The 20783-nt window shown below is 38.1% G+C and carries 16 protein-coding genes and 1 tRNA gene; 4 read left to right on the top strand and 13 right to left on the bottom strand.

Annotation, left to right across the window (positions count from 1 at the left end; all coding sequences use genetic code 11):
• Both nirB and HC728_RS02240 read right to left on the bottom strand, forming a co-directional pair.
• Window positions 1-2577: a nitrite reductase large subunit NirB gene (gene nirB, locus HC728_RS02245; RefSeq protein ID WP_012533444.1), complete on the bottom strand. Its 2577-nt coding sequence runs from the start codon at window positions 2575-2577 to the stop codon at window positions 1-3.
• 296 nt (window positions 2578-2873) lie between these two features.
• Entirely contained in the window at window positions 2874-4748 is a 1875-nt protein-coding gene (locus tag HC728_RS02240) for a methyl-accepting chemotaxis protein (RefSeq protein ID WP_065597797.1), read from the bottom strand.
• Between the two features lie 424 nt (window positions 4749-5172).
• Between HC728_RS02240 and ushA the strand changes: the two genes are divergently transcribed.
• Window positions 5173-6834, top strand: a complete 1662-nt coding sequence (gene ushA, locus HC728_RS02235; protein ID WP_038155167.1) for a bifunctional UDP-sugar hydrolase/5'-nucleotidase UshA — start codon at window positions 5173-5175, stop codon at window positions 6832-6834.
• A gap of 50 nt (window positions 6835-6884) precedes the next feature.
• Here ushA and smrA read toward each other — a convergent pair whose 3' ends face one another.
• Window positions 6885-7469, bottom strand: a complete 585-nt coding sequence (smrA, locus tag HC728_RS02230) for a DNA endonuclease SmrA (RefSeq protein ID WP_065597796.1) — start codon at window positions 7467-7469, stop codon at window positions 6885-6887.
• A 210-nt stretch (window positions 7470-7679) separates the two neighbouring features.
• On the opposite strand from smrA, the gene HC728_RS02225 reads away from it, so the two are divergent.
• Window positions 7680-7756, top strand: a tRNA-Pro gene (locus tag HC728_RS02225).
• A 209-nt stretch (window positions 7757-7965) separates the two neighbouring features.
• Here the strand turns inward: HC728_RS02225 and HC728_RS02220 are convergent.
• Both HC728_RS02220 and HC728_RS02215 read right to left on the bottom strand, forming a co-directional pair.
• Window positions 7966-8406, bottom strand: coding sequence for a DUF411 domain-containing protein (locus HC728_RS02220; RefSeq protein WP_065597795.1), 441 nt, complete (start codon window positions 8404-8406; stop codon window positions 7966-7968).
• Window positions 8407-8509: 103 nt separating this feature from the next.
• Window positions 8510-11191, bottom strand: a complete 2682-nt coding sequence (locus tag HC728_RS02215) for a cation transporter (protein WP_065604153.1) — start codon at window positions 11189-11191, stop codon at window positions 8510-8512.
• An 85-nt stretch (window positions 11192-11276) separates the two neighbouring features.
• Between HC728_RS02215 and cueR the strand changes: the two genes are divergently transcribed.
• A complete protein-coding gene (cueR, locus tag HC728_RS02210) occupies window positions 11277-11678 on the top strand; it encodes a Cu(I)-responsive transcriptional regulator (protein ID WP_005418236.1) in 402 nt (133 codons plus the stop codon).
• 20 nt (window positions 11679-11698) lie between these two features.
• On the opposite strand, the gene HC728_RS02205 is transcribed toward cueR, so the two are convergent.
• The 6 genes from HC728_RS02205 to HC728_RS02180 form a co-directional block, all read right to left on the bottom strand.
• Window positions 11699-12553: a co-chaperone YbbN gene (locus HC728_RS02205; protein ID WP_012533772.1), complete on the bottom strand. Its 855-nt coding sequence runs from the start codon at window positions 12551-12553 to the stop codon at window positions 11699-11701.
• Window positions 12554-12881: 328 nt separating this feature from the next.
• Window positions 12882-13709 carry an SDR family oxidoreductase gene (locus HC728_RS02200; protein ID WP_065604151.1) on the bottom strand — a complete coding sequence of 276 codons (828 nt, stop codon included), beginning with the start codon at window positions 13707-13709 and terminating at the stop codon, window positions 12882-12884.
• A gap of 183 nt (window positions 13710-13892) precedes the next feature.
• On the bottom strand, window positions 13893-14900 hold the full coding sequence (gene proX, locus HC728_RS02195; protein WP_065597790.1) for a glycine betaine/L-proline ABC transporter substrate-binding protein ProX: 1008 nt from the start codon (window positions 14898-14900) through the stop codon (window positions 13893-13895).
• A gap of 2 nt (window positions 14901-14902) precedes the next feature.
• Window positions 14903-15985, bottom strand: coding sequence for a glycine betaine/L-proline ABC transporter permease ProW (proW, locus tag HC728_RS02190; RefSeq protein WP_012533229.1), 1083 nt, complete (start codon window positions 15983-15985; stop codon window positions 14903-14905).
• A gap of 3 nt (window positions 15986-15988) precedes the next feature.
• Window positions 15989-17176: a glycine betaine/L-proline ABC transporter ATP-binding protein ProV gene (proV, locus tag HC728_RS02185; RefSeq protein ID WP_005418242.1), complete on the bottom strand. Its 1188-nt coding sequence runs from the start codon at window positions 17174-17176 to the stop codon at window positions 15989-15991.
• A gap of 384 nt (window positions 17177-17560) precedes the next feature.
• Window positions 17561-18466: a TIGR01777 family oxidoreductase gene (locus HC728_RS02180; RefSeq protein ID WP_065597789.1), complete on the bottom strand. Its 906-nt coding sequence runs from the start codon at window positions 18464-18466 to the stop codon at window positions 17561-17563.
• A gap of 127 nt (window positions 18467-18593) precedes the next feature.
• On the opposite strand from HC728_RS02180, the gene yfcE reads away from it, so the two are divergent.
• On the top strand, window positions 18594-19142 hold the full coding sequence (gene yfcE / locus HC728_RS02175) for a phosphodiesterase (protein WP_017018481.1): 549 nt from the start codon (window positions 18594-18596) through the stop codon (window positions 19140-19142).
• Between the two features lie 68 nt (window positions 19143-19210).
• Here the strand turns inward: yfcE and HC728_RS02170 are convergent, their stop codons facing one another.
• On the bottom strand, window positions 19211-19756 hold the full coding sequence (locus HC728_RS02170; RefSeq protein ID WP_190395090.1) for a regulatory protein ToxS: 546 nt from the start codon (window positions 19754-19756) through the stop codon (window positions 19211-19213).
• Window positions 19747-20628, bottom strand: a complete 882-nt coding sequence (locus HC728_RS02165; RefSeq protein WP_065597788.1) for a transcriptional regulator — start codon at window positions 20626-20628, stop codon at window positions 19747-19749. The genes HC728_RS02170 and HC728_RS02165 overlap by 10 nt, the downstream gene beginning before the upstream one ends.
• Window positions 20629-20783: the final 155 nt, after the last annotated feature.

Below are 20783 nucleotides of genomic sequence, written 5' to 3'. Positions count from 1 at the left end.
TTATTTCTCCACTGTTGCATCAGTTAGAGCGACATGCAGAATATCGCCTTTCGCATTTGGGTTTTTCTCTGTGTATGTTGCAGGACGGTGTTGTTCACGACCATCTGAAACAAAAACCACATTGTCATCACGCTCATCACTATTGATGAAATGAGCAAAACGTTTTAACTGAGATTCATCATTGATGGTGTCTGTCCATTCACATGAGAATTCATTAACCAGCTTTGCTACATCCAGTTCTAATTGATCATTGATACCCAGTTTGTTATCAACAATAACTTCGCGTAAATAATCAACACCACCTTCAAGATTTTCCATCCACACAGAGGTACGTTGCAGTGGTGCAGCCGTACGAATGTAGAACATCATGAAGCGGTCGATGTATTTAATTAATGTCTCTTGGTCTAGGTCGGTAGCCAGTAAGTCAGCGTGACGAGGTTTCATACCGCCGTTACCACATACGTACATATTCCAACCAGCATCGGTAGCAATAATACCTAAATCTTTACCTTGAGCTTCCGCACATTCACGAGTACAGCCAGATACACCGAACTTCATTTTATGAGGTGTACGAATACCTTTGTAGCGATTCTCAATCATTACTCCAAGGCCAACAGAGTCTTGAACACCATAGCGACACCACGTTGAACCAACACACGTTTTAGCCATACGAAGAGCTTTTGCATACGCTTGACCGGTTTCGTATCCAGCTGCAATCAGTTTTTTCCAGATAGCTGGTAAATCGTCTTTTTGAGCACCAAATAAACCAATACGTTGAGCACCAGTGATTTTTGTATACAGGTTATATTCAGCCGCTACATCAGCAAGAACGCTTAGAGCCTGAGGTGTTACTTCACCACCTGCCATACGAGGGATAACAGAATAAGTACCATCTTTTTGCATGTTGCCTAAGAAGTTATCGTTAGTATCATGCAGTTTAACCAGCTCAGGTTTTAGAATGTGTTCGCCCCAGCATGACGCTAAGATTGAACCAACGGCTGGTTTACATACTTCACAACCGTATCCTTTTCCGTATTTTTCTAGTAGCTCATCAAAAGTTTTGATCTCTTCAATACGAATAAGGTGGAACAGTTCTTGGCGAGAATAAGCAAAGTGTTCACAGATATCATTTTTTACTTCAATACCTGATTTTGCTAGTTCTGCATTAAGAACAGACGTTACTAGAGGGATACAACCCCCACAGCCAGTACCCGCTCCAGTAACCGCCTTAATTTCTGCCATTGTGTGATTGCCATCAGCAACCGCTTGAGCAATTTTTCCTTTTGTCACATCAAAACATGAACAAATTACAGCACTTTCAGGTAATGAATCAGCACCTAAAGAGGGTTTTTCAGCACCAGCATGCGCAGGTAAGATCAGAAGGTCTGGATGTTCAGGTAAATCGATATCGTTCAGTTTAAGTTGAAGTAAATCACCATAATCAGAAGTATCACCTACCATTACTGCACCGAGTAATTTTTTGCCATCTTCAGAAACGATAATACGTTTATAGATCTCTTCTTCTTCGTTTTGGTAAACGTAGCTTTTACAACCAGGAGTTCGGCCATTAGCATCACCAATTGAGCCTACTTTCACGCCTAGAAGTTTTAATTTTGCGCTCATATCAGCGCCTTCAAACTCACTTTCGTTACCAACTAAATGGTCAACGGCAACCGTTGCCATTTTGTAACCAGGAGCAACCAGTCCATAGAAGGTTTGGTTCCAAGACGCACATTCACCAATTGCGTAAATGTTTTTATCTGTTGTTTGGCAGTTGTTGTTGATTTCGATACCGCCACGAGGAGCAATACCTAAGCCCATTTGGCGAGCCAGTTTATCTTGAGGGCGAATACCTGCAGAGAAGACAATGAAGTCTGTTTCAAGCTCAGAGCCGTCAGCAAAGCGCATTACGTTTCGAGCGTCAGTACCCTCTGGTGCAATCTCAAGTGTATTTTTACTTGTATGAACTTGTACGCCCATACGTTCAATTTTATTACGTAGTTGCAGGCCACCTTGTTGATCAAGCTGTTCAGCCATTAACACAGGAGCAAATTCAACAACGTGAGTCGTTACCCCTAATGCTTTAAGTGCACCAGCGGCTTCAAGGCCAAGAAGGCCGCCACCAATAACAACGCCACTTTTACTTTTCTTAGCGGTCGCTTCAATGGATTTTAGATCTTCAATGGTACGGTAAACAAAGCAGTCTTTGCTTTCATTACCTTTAATTGGTGGGACAAATGGGTAAGACCCCGTAGCAAGGATTAGTTTGTCATATTGAATTTCACGGCCAGTGCTTGAGTAGACAATGCGGTTTTCACGGTTAACGTTAATTGCACGTTCGCCCAGTAATACATTGATGCCGTGTTTTTCGTAGAAGCCTTCTTTAACAAGAGAAAGTTCATCAGCAGTATGATGAGAGAAGTAGGACGAAAGGTGAACACGATCGTATGCGATTCGAGGTTCTTCACAAAACACGGTGATGTCCATGTTTTGAACGTCAGTTTTATCTACTAAATCTTCGATATAGCGATGGCCAACCATGCCATTACCGATGATGACTAACTTCATCTTGCTCATAAGAAATCCTATTATTTTTGATATATAGATATGATGAATTATGAACGAATATGTAGATATGATGTGGATCAATTACGAAATAAAACTACTCGAAAGGGGTAGCTCTAAGGTGGTAATATCACTTTTTGTTATTAAATCAAGTGGTTGTATGTGGCACGTGAGTGATGTGTGTGGTTTTTTTACAATATCTAACAGAATTATTTTCTTTTTTGTTGGTTTTATTCTGATTTTCTGAAAAAAAAAGACAGAATGTGAATTCACGTTCTGTCTTTAATTTGGGGATATGTTTAATGAATTTACAGTTTAAATCGGTCGATTTCTTGTTTTAATTCATTTGACAGTTCAGATAGCTCAGACGCCTGAATAACAGATTGTTTTGTTTCTTCTGTTAGTTCGTTTGAAACATCACGAACCGCTTCAGTATTACGTGTGATCTCTTCAGTTACAGATGATTGCTCTTCAGCGGCCGCTGCAATTTGAGCTGCCATATCACTTATTTGAGTCACTGAGTTTGTGATTTGCAACAAGCTTGCTGAAGCAGATTGTGCATCTTCTACACTTGTATTTGCAAGGTTCTGGCTATCTTCCATAATACCAACTGCTTTTTGAGTTGTTCCTTGCAGTGTTTCGATCATTTGCTGAATTTCTTGAGTAGAAGCATGAGTTCGTTGGCTTAGAATTCGAACTTCATCAGCAACCACTGCAAAACCACGACCTTGTTCGCCTGCTCGAGCTGCTTCAATAGCGGCATTTAATGCAAGCAAGTTAGTTTGTTCTGCAATGTTTTGGATTGTTGAAAGAATCGTATTGATGTTCTGAGCATTATGGTGAAGTTCTTCAATGACGCCAGTTGCTGTTTCGACTTCTTTTGCAAGGTTGTCGATAGAGTGTTGGCTTTGGCTCACTTGCTCTGCACCATGATTTGATGCTGTCACGGTTTCTTCAGCTGTTTGAGCGGTATTATCAGCATTACCCGCAATCTCTTGTGTCGCTGCTGCCATTTCATTAATCGCAGTTGCAACCATATTGATTTCATCCATTTGATGTTGGATACGAACATTACGTTCTTCCGCTCCCTCTGCCGTAGAGTTTGCTTGGTTTGCTAGTGTTACTGAAATATCACGTAAACGACATACCATTGAATGCATGTTACCAACAAAGGTATTAAAGTTAATGGCGAGTTGACCGACTTCGTCATCGCTATGAGGTTCTAGACGTTGAGTTAAATCGCCTTCACCAGATGATATTTCTGCTAGTGCGTCTGATACTCGGATTAAATCTCTAAATAAAAGATTAACTAATGTTGTTACACCAACAGCGACAATTACCGTTAACACAATGCTTAATAAAATGATTTCACGAAGTAGGGCACTGTGAGCCGCTTCTTCTGTTTCTTTTGTCATTTCAACTGCAAATGTCCAATTAGTATTTGGTACTTTAGAGAAATAAACCAGTTTTTCACTGCCGTTAATATTAGCAACTTCAATGCGATTTGCGCTGATTGAATCTTGAATACTTTGGGCGCTCATATCGCTGAAATAGCGATTCACTTCTTTTTTGATTAGTGCTTTATTTGGGTGAGCTAGGAATGTACCGTCGCTATCAATCAGCATCGTAATGGTATCTTTACCTGCATCTAAACTGATCACATCATTGATTAATTGATCAATAAGAACATCGGCACCAACAACACCTAAAAGTTGTCCATTTTTATAGACAGGTTCTGCAATGGTTACCAGTAGAGACTGAGTGATAGCATCTTGATAAGAAGAGGTGATGATCTGTTTATTTTCACGTTGAGCTTCTTGATACCAAGGTCGTTGACGAGGGTCGTAATCTGCTCGATTTCTCTCGGGGTGGGAGCGGAACATTTCGCCTTGTGGTGTTCCAAAGAAAATGTCATCAAATCCACCAGCTTTACGGCTGATTTGTAGGAATGAAACAACATCTTCTTCTTGGCTATAGTCATTAAAGGCATGTGCAATTTCAGCTTTTAATGTTATCCAGTTTGATATACCGGTTGTCGCAGCTGATGTAACGCTTTCTGCACGAGAATAGACACCATTGCGTGTTTGTTCAAACAGTTGGTTAGAAGCCAACCAAGTAAGAGCAGAGGCAGTGATGATGACAGCAAGTAAACTAGCACCGATTAACTTATGTTTTAATTTCATGATTTTGCCTAATCTTATTAAAAGTAATCCATTAATATAAAAAAGCTGTGATTTGTTGGTCTTATTATAAGCTTTGATTATGTTATCGGGGCAAAGTGAAATAACTTTACCTATTTATAGGAGGTATTGATAATAAATATTTCAAGTTTTAGTTTTTTATATAAAAAATGAGAATAGACTTCGTTTAATTAGTAAACGCTAACTTGGAAGGTAAACGTTTGCGTGTTTGGTGGGTGTTAAATCCTTGTGTGGTTTATCTTTTTTTACATAATGATCAGTAATTTTTAGTGATCTAATAGACATATTTATGAGATCAATGTGAGTGTATGACGTAATTCTTTTAAACTTGGTCAGGTTATTTGGCCAGTAAGAAGAAGACTCTTAATTTGGCCATAATTTATCCCCCTTTGAATAATGGTGAAACATGATGGAACGTCTTTCTCTAAAAGCGGCAATTGCTGCTGCATTAGTAACAACACTGGCTGGTTGTGCAACAACCTCTGAGCCTGCTTGGCAAGAAGATACAACGTATAAAATCACAGTGCTGCATACCAATGATAACCATGGTCGTTTTTGGCAGAATAAATACGGTGAGTATGGAATGGCTGCTCGCAAAACGTTGATCGATGACATTCGAACTGAAGTGCAAGCGGAAGGGGGCAGTGTGCTTCTTTTATCTGGTGGTGATATTAACACAGGTGTACCAGAATCAGATTTACAAGATGCAGAACCTGATTTCAAAGGCATGAATAAAATTGGTTATGATGCGATTGCATTAGGTAACCACGAATTTGATAATCCACTGGATGTACTGCAAAAACAAATTGATTGGGCTGAGTTCCCAATGTTATCTGCCAATATCTATGATAAGAAAACTGGCGAACGTATGTATCAAGCATACGAAATCTTTGAAAAACAAGGTATCAAAATCGCTGTAGTTGGTTTAACAACAGAAGATACAGCAAAAATTGGTAACCCTGAGTACATCGGTAGTCTTGAATTCCGCGATCCTAAATTGGAAGCAAAAAAAGTGATTGCTGAATTAAATGAAACTGAAAAACCTGACCTTATTTTTGCCGTAACTCATATGGGACACTATGAAAATGGTGAGCGTGGTATTAATGCTCCAGGTGATGTTGCACTAGCGCGTTCTTTAGATATGGGTGAGTTAGATATGATTGTGGGTGGTCACTCGCAAGAGCCTGTATGCATGGAAGGCCCTAATTTAATTAAGAAAAACTTTAAGCCGGGTGATGAGTGTAAACCAGACCAGCAAAATGGTACATGGATTGTTCAAGCTCACGAATGGGGTAAATACGTAGGTAAAGCTGATTTTGAGTTCCGTAATGGTGAATTAGAAATGGTTAGCTACGATCTTATTCCTGTTAACTTGAAGAAAAAAGTAAATATCGATGGTAAAAAACAACGTGTATTTATTGAAGATGAAATTGAACAAGATGCAGAGTTACTTGCTTTCTTGAAACCGTTCCAAGAAAAAGGACAAGGCCAACTTAATGTTAAGATTGCTTCAACTAATGGCAAATTAGAAGGTGATCGTAATGTTGTTCGTTTTGAACAAACTAACTTAGGTCGCTTGATTGCTACATCACATATGGTTCGTGCAAAAGCTGATTTTGCAGTAATGAACTCTGGTGGTGTACGTGATTCAATTGAAGCGGGTGATGTAACTTACAAAGACGTATTAACGGTTCAACCATTTGGTAATATCGTAACTTATGCGGATATGACGGGTAAAGAAGTGTTAGATTACCTTAACGTAGTTGCTACTAAACCTGTTGATTCTGGTGCTTATGCGCAATTTGCTGGTATTAAAATGACCGTTGAAAATGGGAAAGTATCAAATGTCTTTATTGGTGGTAAACAACTACGTTTAGATAAGACATATCGTTTTACAGTGCCAAGTTATAATGCTGCTGGTGGTGATGGTTATCCAAAAATCTCAGATCACCCAGGCTATGTAAATACTGGTTTCGTTGATGCTGAAGTGTTGAAAGATTTCTTAGAAACAAACAGCCCAATCGACGTAAACAAATTTGCTCCGCGTGGTGAAATTGTTTACAAATAACAGTAAGTTTACTGGTTAATAAAAAGCCTCCAGATATTTGGAGGCTTTTTTTATGCACTGCGTTTTTGATGTTTTTCTCTGTTCTCTAATTTCTTTTCAACGCTTTTTCTTAATAGAATATATACCGCTCCAGAACCACCATGTTGTGCTTTAGCTGAATGTACGCACATCACTTCTTTTATTTGTGGGAGCCATTGAGCAACATGACTTTTAACTAATGCGGGAGGGTTGGATTTTGCACCTTTACCATGGACGATAACAGCAAAGCGTACATCCATTTTCTGGCATTGTTTTAAAAAGTGAAGCACTTCATCTCTAGCTTGTTTTAATGTGCGTTTGTGTAAGTCTAAACGTGCTTGAATTTCATATTTACCGAGACGAACTTTTCGATATACACCATCTTGAACACCATCACGTTTAAACTCAATGATATCGTCAGGTTGTAATAATGGTGCATTATCTAAAGATAGAAAGTCTGGGTCAGTTTCTGATAATGCTTGCGCTGCCTCTTTACGTGCTAATTGAGATTCTGTTGCTTTATGGGGAGAGGTTAGCGGTGTCACTATATCTTGTTTAATGGGTTTTACGTCTCCCATCATCTCTTGGAATAGTGAAAATTCATCTGTATGAGGCATAAATAATCCTTAGAGCGATCATATATTTATTTGGATTATAGTAATGTAACTGATGAATTCTAAGCAAATTTTGATGATTTATTTATGAATTCGATTAATTTGATGAATAAATAGCCGAACAAATTGAAAAATGAAAAAAACACTTGTCAAAAAAATCCTGAGCAGTATTATAGCCCTCGTTGACACGGACAAGGTCTTTGTTAAACATCTCGGTGAATAGCGCAGCTTGGTAGCGCATCTGGTTTGGGACCAGAGGGTCGGGGGTTCGAATCCCTCTTCACCGACCACTTTTAAGAAAGCCGCATCAGAAATGATGCGGCTTTTTTGCATTTATCAGTCCTGTATTCATTCAAGTAACTATTGGTATTATTCTTATTTACTGTGATTGATATAAAAACGGCATTGATATCACTCAACACCGTTTATTATTTCCCTAGTCCCTAGTCCCTAGTCCCTAGTCCCTAGTCCCTAGTCCCTAGTCCCTAGTCCCTAGTCCCTAGTTATTATGCGTATTAAATAACGCTAATTTTCCATTTTCTTTAAACGCCACAACTTGGTATTTGTCTTTTTTATCTCCATATTCCATCCCCGGAGAGCCCATTGGCATACCTGGAACGGCTAATCCTTTGTAGTCACGAGGATCAGCAAGAAATTTTTTAATATCAGATGCAGGAATATGACCTTCAAATACATAACCATTAATGACTGCGGTATGACAAGAAGTAAGACGAGGATCAACACCTAGTTTTTTCTTAATCGCACTCATGTCTTCATTTTTTTCAGTTGTAACGTCATAACCGTTATCTTTCATGTGTTGTTCCCATTCAGTGCAACAACCGCAGTAAGGGGATTTGTAAGAAGTAACTTCGGTTGCTGCAAATGCAGATGAGCTCATTAACATAAGAGAAGTGAAAGCTATTTTTTTTACGTTTTTCATGGTGATATTCCACTATTTACTTTGAATTAGGTGAAAGCCAGAACCAATAAACAATGGCGACTATTAAAGAAATACCAACTATATTAATCATGAGTTTCACCTGTTACTTTTGTTGAGATTGAGGAGTAAAAAGTCGTAACCTATTTGCATTAGTTACCACTGTTATAGATGAAAGAGCCATTGCAGCACCAGCAACCACAGGGCTTAAAAGCATGCCAGTAAATGGGAATAAAATGCCTGCCGCAACAGGGATCCCAATGGTATTGTATATAAATGCACCAAATAGATTTTGCTTCATATTTTTCATGGTTGCTTTGGATAGTTTAATTGCATTAACAGCGGTTAATAGGGAATGATTCATTAATGTTAAATGTGCGCTTTCAATTGCAACATCGCTGCCATTGCCCATTGCAATACCAACTTCAGCTTGTGCTAGTGCTGGGGCATCATTAATACCATCGCCTATCATAGCCACTTTTTTGCCTTGTTTTTGCAGTTCTTGGATTGCTTGCGCTTTACCATCAGGTAATACACCAGCAATGATTTGATTGATCCCTAGTTCTTTTGCTACGTGCTCAGCAGTCTCTTTACGATCGCCAGTTAACATGACCACATCAATACCAAGTTGGTTAAATTGCTTGATGGCTGCTTTGGAATCTAAGCGAATGGCATCACTAACCTGAATAACCCCGATACACTCTTGCTCATTAGCCACATATAAAGGTGTAGCTGATGGTGAAATTGAAATATCAGGACTTGGTATATTGTTCTTAGCAAGGTAACGACGGTTACCAATAAAGATGACATTACCATTTACTTTAGCTGATGCGCCTAGGCCCAGTTCAGCCGTAAAATTTGTACTAGTAAGAGGTATCCAATGATTGTCATTTAAATAATTCACAACAGCTAAAGCTAATGGATGCTCAGAATGAACTTCGACTGCTGCTGCGAGTGAAATTACTTCTTTTTCATCGAATTGATTGAAGACGGTTACCTTAGTTACTCTTGGCTTTCCTTCCGTTAATGTTCCTGTTTTATCAACAACAACTGTATCGATGGTGCTTGCAGTTTGAAGTACGTCAGCATCTTTAATTAATGCACCAAATTCAGCTGCTTTACCAATTCCTACTGTCACAGACATAGGCGTTGCTAATCCAAGGGCACAAGGACAAGCGATAATTAGAACCGTAGTGGCGACAACTAACATATAACTTGATGTTGGCTCTGGACCAAAGTTATACCAAATAAGTGCTGATAGAATAGCGATAATCATAACGCTCGGAACAAAGATTGATGATATTTTATCTGCCAATTTAGCTAATTTAGGTTTACTGCTCTGTGCATTTCGTACCATGGTAATAATACGAGCGAGCATGGTGTGCTCACCAACTTTCGTCGTTTTAAAGGTAAAGCTTCCTTGTTGATTGATGGTACCGGCATGTACGGCATTACCTAAGGATTTTAAGCTCGGTATTGGCTCCCCAGTTAACATGGCTTCATCAAGATAGCTCTCACCACTTAAGATAGTGCCATCAACGGGGATTTTTTCTCCGGGTTTAATTTTAATTACCATACCTTCAATAACTTGAGCGACAGGCAAAGTAACCTCTTGGCCATCGATAATAACGGTAGCTGTTTGTGGCTGTAAGTTGATCAACTTTTCAATGGCATTTGACGTGCGATTTCGAGCTTTCGTTTCAATGAGATTACCTAGTGTAATTAAGCCTAAGATCATTGCTGTTGCTTCAAAATACACATGACGAGCTTGTTCTGGGAAAAACTCAGGAAAAAGAACCAACGTCATTGAGTATAACCAAGCGGAGCCTGTACCCAGTGCAACTAAAGTGTCCATCGTTGCTCTGTGGTGAGTAAAGGCCTTCCATGCGTTGACAAAAAAGTGTCTACCAGCCGTCAGTAATAATCCTAAACAAATAATCCCAATAATTCCCCAAGCAAGTTGGTCGTGAGTATTTGATATTTGCATATTGCCACCGAAAACACCCCATAACATAAGCGGAGCGCCGATGCTTAGTGATAGGATTGTATTTCTTTTATGCTCCGCGGTTGTTTTTAGAAATTGCTCTTTTTGTCGCTCTCTACGCTGCTCTTCACTGACGCTTAGCTCTGCTCCATAACCGCCGTCTTCAATGCTTTTGATTAATGTTGGTACATCGATATCGCCATGAACGAGCGCGGTGCGTTCAGCAAGATTAACCGTCACTGAGTGTACGTTTTTATTTTGTGCAATGATTTTTTCAACAGAAGATACGCAGCTCGCACACGTCATTCCAGACAATATTAATTGTGTCGTTTTTTCTGATGAATGGCTGATATTGTCTGTTTTTGAGCTATCAGATAGAGACGTTTGTTCCTCTTGATTATCAGATGCAGGTGATACGGAACTTGCGTGAAAGCCAATAGACTCAATGAGGTCGATAATGTGTTGTTGCGAGTGAGTGGTTTCTAATTTCAATAGTGTTGTTGAAATAGACGTAATACTGGAATGCGATAAACCACTTAACGCTTCTTTGGTTTTATTGACGCACTTACCACAATTTAATCCAGATAAATAAAGAGTGATATCTTGTGCTTTAGGGACGGAGTATCCCAGCTCTGTGATTAATTTAACAACCTCTTGATAAGAGAGACTGGTGGTTAGCTTTGTATCCGTTTTAGTTACCGAGTATTGCTGTATATGCGGATTGTCGGCAAATGCTTTTTCTATTTTTGCAATACAACGACCACAATTTAATCCCGCTAAAGGCAGATTGAATTCTTGACTCATAATAACCTCGATAACCTATCTTGATATTAGGCATCATAAACCTTACAGTTAATGGAAGGTCAAGAAGAAAAGTAAAGAGAGTTGTATGAACATAAGTGAAGTAGCGAAATTAACTGGATTAACAGCAAAAGCAATTCGTTTTTATGAAAGTAAAGGGATAATAAAAGAGGCGAGTCGTGGCGCAAATGGGTATCGTCAATATACACAACATCAAGTGGATGAGTTGTTACTTATCCGTCGCTCAAGGTTAGTTGGATTTAACTTAGATGAATGTCAAGAGCTGTTAAATTTATCGAATAATCCAAATAGACGAAGTGCGGATGTAAAACAAAAAACACTAGAAAAGGTTTCAGAAATAGAAACTAAGATAGAAGAGCTAGAAAGGATGAAGAAAACGTTATTAGATCTAGCTGATACATGTCCTGGTGATGATAGTAATGACTGTCCAATCATTAAAGGATTAACCTGTTGTCATGAGAATAAATAACAACAGGTTATATGCTTACTTTAATAAAGTAGAGAATAGAGTTGGCGACGGAATTTACCAGCGATAGGGTTACCTTGACCTAGAGCTGATAAAATATCCATCATCACTTTTTTTACTTGGCCATCTTGAGCATTAAGATCGTTAACTAATATCGCCATTAAAATCTCTAACGCCTCTTCTTGGCGATTCACTTGACTGTATTGAATAGCAAGCTCTAATGCGACTTCTGTATTAGTTGGATCTGCGTTGTGTTTTTCTTCTAATGCTTGGATTTCAGGTGTATTACCTGCTTGCTTATGCAGTTCAAGCTTAGCAACTAATTCTTTATATTTACTATCTTGATCTTGCATTAAAATTTCAGACAAGACGCTTTCAGCTTGCTCATAAGCCTGTGTTTCAATATAGCATTGTGCGATATGAAGCTTGATTTGCCCATTACCACCAAAATGATCTAATAAAGCGAGCAACATAGGGAGTGCGGCTTGGTATTCACCCTCTTCAACTAACTTAAACGCTTGCCCTAATTGAAGCTCTTCTTGACTAGGTAAGTGTTTGCTTAACATATCTTGGATGGCTTCAATTGTTTGAGGACCACCCATACCATCTACGGCTTGACCATTTTTAAATAAAGCAATAGTAGGTAATGTTTGCACACCAAATTGTTGAGCAAGGCCTTGTTGTTCTTGGCAATTAAGTAGGGCAAGGGTAACAGCATCACCGTATTGTTGGGCAAGCTGTTGAAGTGCAGGTATTACAGAAAGGCTTTCTTGGCTCATTGGCGCCCAGAAGTGAATCAACACAGGGGTTTGCACTGAGCTTTCTATAATTTGCTGGAAATTTTGTTCGTTCAATTCAACGCTATGTTCTGCTTGCATATCTTGTCCTAAAATCAGAATTATCTCTTTTAGTAGATATATGGCGTTAGTGGGCTATTTTCAAGGAGACAAAAAACAAGAAAGCCACGATATTAATATATTGTGGCTTTTTGTTTGCAAGCAAAGGTTACTATTAGATCAGTATGAATACCGCAACCGCTACACTCATACAGATCCAGTTAATTTTTCCTAGTGTCATACTTCCCTCGAAAACACTAATCGACCAGATAGTATTAAATATACGATTACTTTATGACACTAATATTACATTTTTATCTTTTTCTCGTATTTATTAAAAATTACACAGTGGTGGCGGTATAAAGTTACATTAATCACTCTTATTTAAGATCTTATCGAGGATTTTTGTTGGTAAAATACGTTTAAGAAATGCAAATAAATACGTAGGAAAGGTAACCCGATACCTTACTTTTGGTTTTGTGGAATTTAAGGCGTGTAGTAATGGGGGAATGACGGCGGTTGATGGTAAAACAAACGCACTACCTGACTTTTCTTTTTCGAGTCTTTGTTGCTGAATAAGGTATTTTTCCTTATGAGGGCTATTTTCTACATCTATCCATTTATTAAATGCTTTCAATGCGTTAGCGCGGAATTCGGTTTCTATTGGCCCAGGTTCAATTAAGCAGACTTTAATGTTTGTATCTGATAGTTCTAGACGTAACGTATCTGTCCAACCTTCAATAGCAAATTTTGATGCGTTATAAGCTCCACGGTATTTCATGGCAACAATGCCTAAAACAGAGCTGTTTTGAATGATACGTCCTTGATTTTGTTCTCTCATTATAGGAAGTAATTCTGTTACTAACTGATGCCAACCAAAGAAATTAGCTTCGAACTGTTCTTTTAAGGCATCACGAGGTAGATCTTCGAGTGCGCCTGCCTGCCCATAAGCCCCATTATTAAATAAAGCGTATAATTTTCCATCAGTTAGTGTTTTTATTTTTTTCACTGCATCACTAACGCTCTTAGGGTCATTATAATCGAGTTGTAAGCAAGTGAGTTCTTCCTTCTGAAGTCGAATAACATCTTCTTCTTTTCTACATGAGGCGATAACATTAAAGCCGTGTTGCTGTAATTGGCGAGCTGCGGTATATCCGATACCTGTAGAGCAGCCAGTTATAAATATAGAACGCTTCATAAATCCCTATAAATGTTTATTAGCAAACCAAATAAGTATATAGACCTTATTTTCGCTGACATAAGTACAATAGAAAACAGTATAAAGTAGGGGATATAGAATTGATAATTTGAGTGTGAGATTTTGCGTATAAAACAAAAAAGCCAATAATGCTATTGGCTTTTTTGGGAGTGTGATGAAGGATTACATGGCTGCTTTTTTCGCTTCATTTATCCAAGAGTCAAATAAATTACGGTTTGCTTTTATCCAACCATTGACGTGAGATTCAATATCAGCAGTGCTGTTTTTACCTTTACTCATCATCATGTTTTGCGCACTCACATCGTTGATGTTTAGCTTAATTATTTCAAATAACTTTGCAGCTGCTGGGTTTTGTGCCGCAAATTCTTTATTCGCAATAATGCGCATAGAGTTCATTTCAAAACCGTAGTTTTTACCATTTGATAATGTGGTATCTACATTTTTACGTTCACCCGGTAATGCAGAGAAAGGAACTTCTAACCAAACAACGTCTTTATTTGGTACTAGAACACCACTTACCCAGTAAGGTGTCCACGTATAGTAGAGAATTGGCTCGCCATTTTTATAACGTGAAATCGTATCAGCAATAATTGCTGCGTAGTTACCTTGGTTATGCGTGACAGTATCTTCAAGTTGATAAGTCTCAATTTGGTGTTCGATTACCATTTCACAACCCCAACCAGGGTTACAACCAGTAAGATCTGCTTTGCCATCACCATCAGCATCAAATAATTTAGCTATCTTTGGATCTTTTAATTGACCAATATTAGTGATGCCATATTTCTCTGCTGTTTTTTTATCAATTAAGTAACCTTGAGCTGCGCCACTTACGTATTGGCCTTGACGGTAGAATTTGTCATCTCCACCAGACATTGTGTATTTATCGGCATGAAGAGGGAACCATCCAACAGCAAGAAATGTTGCATCGCCTTTAGCAATTGATGTGTAAGCAACGTTGTAATCCACTTCTTTTGTTGGTTGTACATCATAACCAAGTTCTTCAAGAGCACGATTTACAATGGAGGTTTGAAATGTTTCTTCAGCAACTGTTGATTGAAGAGCTTGAACGCTAACTCCTTCTCCTGGAAGCTTTTCAGCCCAAACATTAGTAGATAAAGCTAATGTCGAAACGATACTGGCTGTTAGTACTTTCTTCCATGAATTAATCATTCTTATTTCTCCTTAAGTTTCAGTTCTTGTTTTGGTTCTTTTTTTTGAGCAAATATTTTTAATAAGATGGCGACAGGTCCCATTTGATACCAACGTAATTTGGTATTGCCTGCGTTTACACCTAATACTTGAGTGATTCTATCGAGTAAAATGGCAAGGATAACAATACCTAGACCACCAACGGCAGCCAGCCCCATATCCAATCGTCCAATACCTCGTAATACCATTTGACCTAAACCACCTACAGCAATCATAGATGCGATAACAACCATAGACAGAGATAACATTAGGGTTTGGTTTACACCAGCCATGATAGTTGGCAGCGCTAGAGGTAATTGGATTCGATAAAGCATCTGTTTTTTATTTGCACCAAAAGAGTGTCCAGCTTCAATAAGGTCGGTAGGTACTTGCTGAATACCGAGTATGGTTAAACGAACAACCGGAGGTAGAGCAAAAATGATGGTTACGACTACACCTGGAACATTACCAATACCAAATAGCATAACTATTGGAACCAAATAAACGAATGCAGGGGTGGTTTGCATTGCATCTAAGATAGGTCTAATAAATTTGGCAGCAGTGCGACTTCTTGCTAGCCAGATCCCCATAGGGAGTCCGATAAGTAAACAGAAGAACACAGAGGTCATAACCAGAGCAAGGGTCGTCATCGCTTGTGACCAAGCACCGATAAGTCCTATAAATAACAGTGAAATTGCAGTGGATACACCAAGCTTTAGATTTGAAAATTGCCACGCAAGTAAAAATAAAATAAGCAACATGAATGGCGCAGGTGTTGATACAAGAGCGGTTTCAAAAGAGCTTAAAATAAAGTCGATAGGAACACGTATTGCTTGAAATAGGGGACGACCATGCTCCACCAACCAATTTAATCCCGATTCAACCCATGTATCTACAGGAAGAACCGCTTCTTCAAATGGGTTTAAAATATCAAAAGATTTAGTGTCTACTGTTTCTGTTGTTAACCAATCATTTGAAGATGCTGATTCGCTTGCTTGACCCCAAGGATCGCTTGATTGAGTTTCAGTTTGTGACCATGGATCATTTGTTGTTTGATTTGCTGACATGACTTATCCCTTATCTAACGTCTGTAGAAGTCGTGATTTAGTCACAACACCAAAGTAATTACCGTTTTTGTCAACGACAGGAACGGAATAAGGAACGTCAGCAACAATACCTAAAATATCATTAATTGGTTGTTCAGGTGTAAGAGTGACGCCATTTGCCAATTGAGCACTTATTAATGAATTATGGTCATTATGAGCTTCGCGAAGAGAGTCGACAGAGACTATGCCAGAGTAGTGGTTACTTTTATCGACAATAATCCCATATTCGCGATCATTATCAATTAAGATTTGAAGAGCTGAAGCTGGGCCATCATGTTCTGATTTTTTAAAAACAGCGGCAGGCTTTTTTCGTGCAATATCTTTAGCCGTTAAAACGCTAGCAACATTTACACCTCTGAAAAATGCTTCAACATAGTCATTGGCTGGATTATTAAGGATATCATCTGGAGTGCCTACTTGAACGACTTCACCATTTTGCATAATAGCAATGCGATCGCCGATCCTCATCGCTTCATCAAGATCATGAGAGATAAAAACTATCGTGCGTTTATCGTCATTTTGTAAGCGAATGAGCTCGTCTTGCATTTCAGTTCTGATTAAAGGGTCAAGAGCAGAAAATGCTTCATCCATTAATAAAATATCTGGATCACAAGCTAATGCTCTAGCAAGACCAACTCGTTGTTTCATACCACCAGATAGTTCATCAGGATAAGATTCAGAATAGGCACCAAGTCCAACTCTATCTAGCGCTTCTAGTGCACTTGCTTTTCTTTTTTCCGTATCAACTCCTGCGAGTTCTAAACCAAAAGCTGCATTTTCTATGACTGTCATGTGTGGCATTAGAGCGAAGTTTTGAAAAACCATGGAGATGTTGTTGCGGCGAACTTGGCGAAGTTCTTCTTCTGAAATGTGGGCGATGTCTTTTCCTCTGAGAAACACATTACCTTTTGTTGGTTCGATAAGTCGATTGAGAAGACGAACTAATGTGGATTTTCCAGAACCAGAAAGTCCCATTATTACGAAAATTTCGCCTTCTTGAATACTAAGAGAAACATCATTAACCCCAATCGTTAATCCCGTTTTCTCAAACACTTGATCTTTATTTGCGCCTTTATCAATCATTGAAAATGCACGTTCAGTGTCTTCTCCAAATACTTTGTACAGTCCCTTAACTTCCAGTATGGGATTCATGTTTAGATCCTTTATTAAAAAATTGCTTAGTACTATAAGTAAAATGAGATTGATAATCAAGAGTTACCATATTGTAAAATAATTTATTAAATTCATTTTATTGATAAATGAGTCGCATAAATGCGAGTTAATTTTGTGTAACCAATTGATTTTTTATGGTTTTAAAGTCAAGGTAATAAACAGTAGTATCCACTTAATAACACGTTGAATATTGAGATTGGATTGAATGTAAATAAAGTTAATAAAGGGATTCTGAAATTAATTTGAGTACGAATTAAATTTTAGACGAGGGCTATGTACTAATTATTAGTTCTATCTTCACTTCGATAAACAATGACATTGTCTATTCGAAGTGAATGATACTTTAGAGTCGGAGGATCGAGGTTATTGTAGAAGTTGTTTTAATGCCGATTCTATCCGTGAGTAGCGAAATTTGAATCCTTCATTAACTAAACGTTTTGGTCTAATACGTTGGCTATCTAAAAGCAATACTGCGGATTCACCTAAAATGGTTTTAATTAATAATTTGGGGGTGAATAAAAAATGTGGGCGTTGCAGTGTTCCTGCTAAGGCTTGGCTAAATACGCGGTTGGTTACAGGGTGAGGAGCCGTGATGTTATAAATACCATGGCTTTGCTCTTCAAAAACTAGGTGTAAGATAGCAGAAACCATATCATCAATATGTATCCATGACATATATTGTTTACCGTTACCGATTGGTCCACCTAAACCGAGTTTGTATGGGAGTAACATTTTTCCTAGTGCTCCACCAGATTGCGATAACACAATGCCAGTACGCAGTATGCAAACTCGAGTGTTGTCGTTTTGGGCTCGGAGTGCCTTGCTTTCCCATTCTTGACATACTTGATGAGTAAAATCGGGTAGGGATACCTGCATGCTTTCGTCTATGTTTTTATTATCATGACTGCCGTAATAGCCGATAGCTGATCCAGAAATAAAACAACTAGGTGGAGTTGAAGAGGCAAGACAAAGCTCAGAAAGCTGTTGAGTTAGTTCACATCGACTTTGAATGATTTTTTTCTTTTGTTTTTTTGTCCATTTTTTATCGGCAATGGGCTCTCCAGCTAGATTGATAATAATATCAATATCATTGAAGTTTGAAAAAGATGACAGGTCAGAAACAAACTCTACATGTGGTAAAGCAAGGTGGTTTAAAGAAAGTTGGGCTTTTTTTATATTTCGAGTAAGAAGGATTAAGTGATGCCCTTTTAGGTGGTCGAGTAATTGCTTTCCTATTAATCCTGTACTACCTGTTATGAGTATTTTCATCTCGTCTCCTGCAAGATATTTTCGTTATCTGTCTAACTAAGTATAAATTGACTTCAATGATTGGCAACTTTGCTTACATTTCCTTTATACTTTGTGTTCGCATTATATCGATATTTAAGGACCTTTCGTGAAACTATTTTTTGCTTCGGATCTGCATGGATCTTTACCTGCAACCCAGCGTGTTATTGATACGTTTCTAGCTTCAAAAGCAGATCACCTGATTTTACTTGGGGATTTAATTAATTTTGGTCCACGAAACCCATTACCTGAAGGTCACAACCCACTTGCGGTTGCCGAATTATTAAATCAATATGCAGATTCTATCATTGCAGTAAGAGGGAATTGTGACAGTGAAGTTGATCAGATGCTGCTTTCATTTCCTATCATGTCTGATTATCACATTGTGCTATTACCAACGGGTCAAAAATTATTTTTAACTCATGGCCATATTTATAATGCTGATAAGCGACCACCATTGAAAAAAGGCGATATTATCGCTCATGGCCATACGCATATTACGGTTGCAGAGTGGGTTGGAGATCAAATTATTTTTAATCCAGGTTCTACAACCTTCCCACGTATTGAAGGGGAAAAAGCAAGTTATGGGTTACTTGATGGACAGACGCTAAGCGTATGTGATTTTGAAGGTAATATTTTGCATTCGATTGATATTTAATAATTATATTTTAGATATAAAAAAAGAAGCGTAATAATCGCTTCTTTTTTATTAATTTGAAATCATCGTTAATGTGAGAATAGAATGCCAGAGCTGTAATTTAAGCTCGTTAGCAATAATGTTTTATCATTAACCACATCAACACGCTTACTTTGTTGAGCATCCATTCTGAAAACTCGCATAATCAGCTTTTTCTGAGAACCTGAAAAATTTTTATTGTCACTGGCAGTAACATCTTTAAATTCAGTAGGGTCAATAAGTAAATAATCACCGCTGTAATCCCAATTACCAGTCTCCATTACATTGATTGTTAGTGGATGAATTTCATCAGTTAACCCACTGTAAATCGTTAATGTAGATGACTTTGAATAGGTCTTATTTGGTAAATAAACCACGTTAGATTTAATATCAGCACGTTTAAGTGGGCCCATATCCTCATAGTCAGTGTCTATTCGAACTGTGCTCATACTTTGCCATTCTTTAGATATTAATAGCTGTTCTACTTTACTGTCGCTTTTCCAATAAAACCATGCACTACCTATTACTGAGATAGTTAACAGGATTAAGGGTAATAAACGTTTGAATAGAGGTAACTGCTCTTTGTTTATCCACATACCTTATCCACCCCTTTTTGATCAATTAGCAAGCGTACACTGATACTTTGATCACTGTGCTCTTCGCTATGTATATAATTTAATGTAATTTGATTTGGTTGACCGCTAGTGGCAATAACTTCAATTGGTTTTAATGAATCAGTGTGCTTTGAATTATAAAAATTTGTACATTGTTCAATAAGAGGTTTCCACTGCTCGATGCTAGGGTGGTTAACCGGAACAAAAACAGGCGTATTATCATAATTAGCAACTTGGACAAAGGCATCTGATTTTGGCGTATGATTAACATAAGCAAGAATAGGCAAAACAAATGCAATAATAAGCATTATTGTACCTAAAAGAGATAGATGTGCCTGTGGTGCTGAATTAGTCGTAGATGGCTGATGTATTGTTGCGTTTTGTTGCGGTGCCACAGTTTGTGCTTCTTGAGCATCATCTTGATGTACTGAAGTGTTATTTAGAGAATCGTTTAACGGAGTATTCTCTAAATTGTGTTCAGTTTCAGCTTCTATTTTCTGGTCTGGATCGACTTGAGCAACAGCTGTTGAAATAAATTGATAACCACGTTTTGGTACTGTTTTTACATAAACAGGCAACTTGGTTGGGTCTTGGAGCATCTTCCTTAATGTAGAGATAGCTTGAGTTAAACTTGAATCATCAACTTCAAACCCTTGATCTCTCCAAACATACTCATGTAGTTCGTGACGGCTAACAACCTTCCCTGGTTCTTGAATCAGCAGGCTTAAAACTCGACTTTCATTACCACCCAAGCGAATAATCTCATCATCATTTAGTGTATCAATAAGACTATTGTCGTTTGGATCGAAGAGAAACCGGTCGCCAATAATAATTTTGTTATTTTCTGTATTCATCGGTTATTAACTCAGTAGTGGCAGTTCTTAGATATGATAAAGAGTATCACTTTTAGAATGTCTATATTATGTCAAAATTTATCATTAATCATTTTTGTTCTATAAAAAAAGCAAAAAAACAGCAAAAAATCTGCCTGTTTTACATATCTTTACCT

It is taken from the genome of Aliivibrio sp. S10_S31 (assembly GCF_014694495.1).
Taxonomy (GTDB): Bacteria; Pseudomonadota; Gammaproteobacteria; order Enterobacterales; family Vibrionaceae; genus Aliivibrio; species Aliivibrio fischeri.
The sequence above is the reverse complement of the archived record's forward strand: the minus strand, read 5'-3'. Positions and strand labels throughout refer to the sequence as shown.

Excerpts from the sequence above, each read along its gene's own strand:
- nirB (WP_012533444.1), bottom strand. The coding sequence starts at position 2,577 with ATGAGCAAGATGAAGTTAGTCATCATCGGTAATGGCATGGTTGGCCAT.
- HC728_RS02240 (WP_065597797.1), bottom strand. The coding sequence starts at position 4,748 with ATGAAATTAAAACATAAGTTAATCGGTGCTAGTTTACTTGCTGTCATC.
- ushA (WP_038155167.1), top strand. The coding sequence starts at position 5,173 with ATGATGGAACGTCTTTCTCTAAAAGCGGCAATTGCTGCTGCATTAGTA.
- smrA (WP_065597796.1), bottom strand. The coding sequence starts at position 7,469 with ATGCCTCATACAGATGAATTTTCACTATTCCAAGAGATGATGGGAGAC.
- HC728_RS02220 (WP_065597795.1), bottom strand. The coding sequence starts at position 8,406 with ATGAAAAACGTAAAAAAAATAGCTTTCACTTCTCTTATGTTAATGAGC.
- HC728_RS02215 (WP_065604153.1), bottom strand. The coding sequence starts at position 11,191 with ATGAGTCAAGAATTCAATCTGCCTTTAGCGGGATTAAATTGTGGTCGT.
- cueR (WP_005418236.1), top strand. The coding sequence starts at position 11,277 with ATGAACATAAGTGAAGTAGCGAAATTAACTGGATTAACAGCAAAAGCA.
- HC728_RS02205 (WP_012533772.1), bottom strand. The coding sequence starts at position 12,553 with ATGCAAGCAGAACATAGCGTTGAATTGAACGAACAAAATTTCCAGCAA.
- HC728_RS02200 (WP_065604151.1), bottom strand. The coding sequence starts at position 13,709 with ATGAAGCGTTCTATATTTATAACTGGCTGCTCTACAGGTATCGGATAT.
- proX (WP_065597790.1), bottom strand. The coding sequence starts at position 14,900 with ATGATTAATTCATGGAAGAAAGTACTAACAGCCAGTATCGTTTCGACA.
- proW (WP_012533229.1), bottom strand. The coding sequence starts at position 15,985 with ATGTCAGCAAATCAAACAACAAATGATCCATGGTCACAAACTGAAACT.
- proV (WP_005418242.1), bottom strand. The coding sequence starts at position 17,176 with ATGAATCCCATACTGGAAGTTAAGGGACTGTACAAAGTATTTGGAGAA.
- HC728_RS02180 (WP_065597789.1), bottom strand. The coding sequence starts at position 18,466 with ATGAAAATACTCATAACAGGTAGTACAGGATTAATAGGAAAGCAATTA.
- HC728_RS02170 (WP_190395090.1), bottom strand. The coding sequence starts at position 19,756 with ATGTGGATAAACAAAGAGCAGTTACCTCTATTCAAACGTTTATTACCC.
- HC728_RS02165 (WP_065597788.1), bottom strand. The coding sequence starts at position 20,628 with ATGAATACAGAAAATAACAAAATTATTATTGGCGACCGGTTTCTCTTC.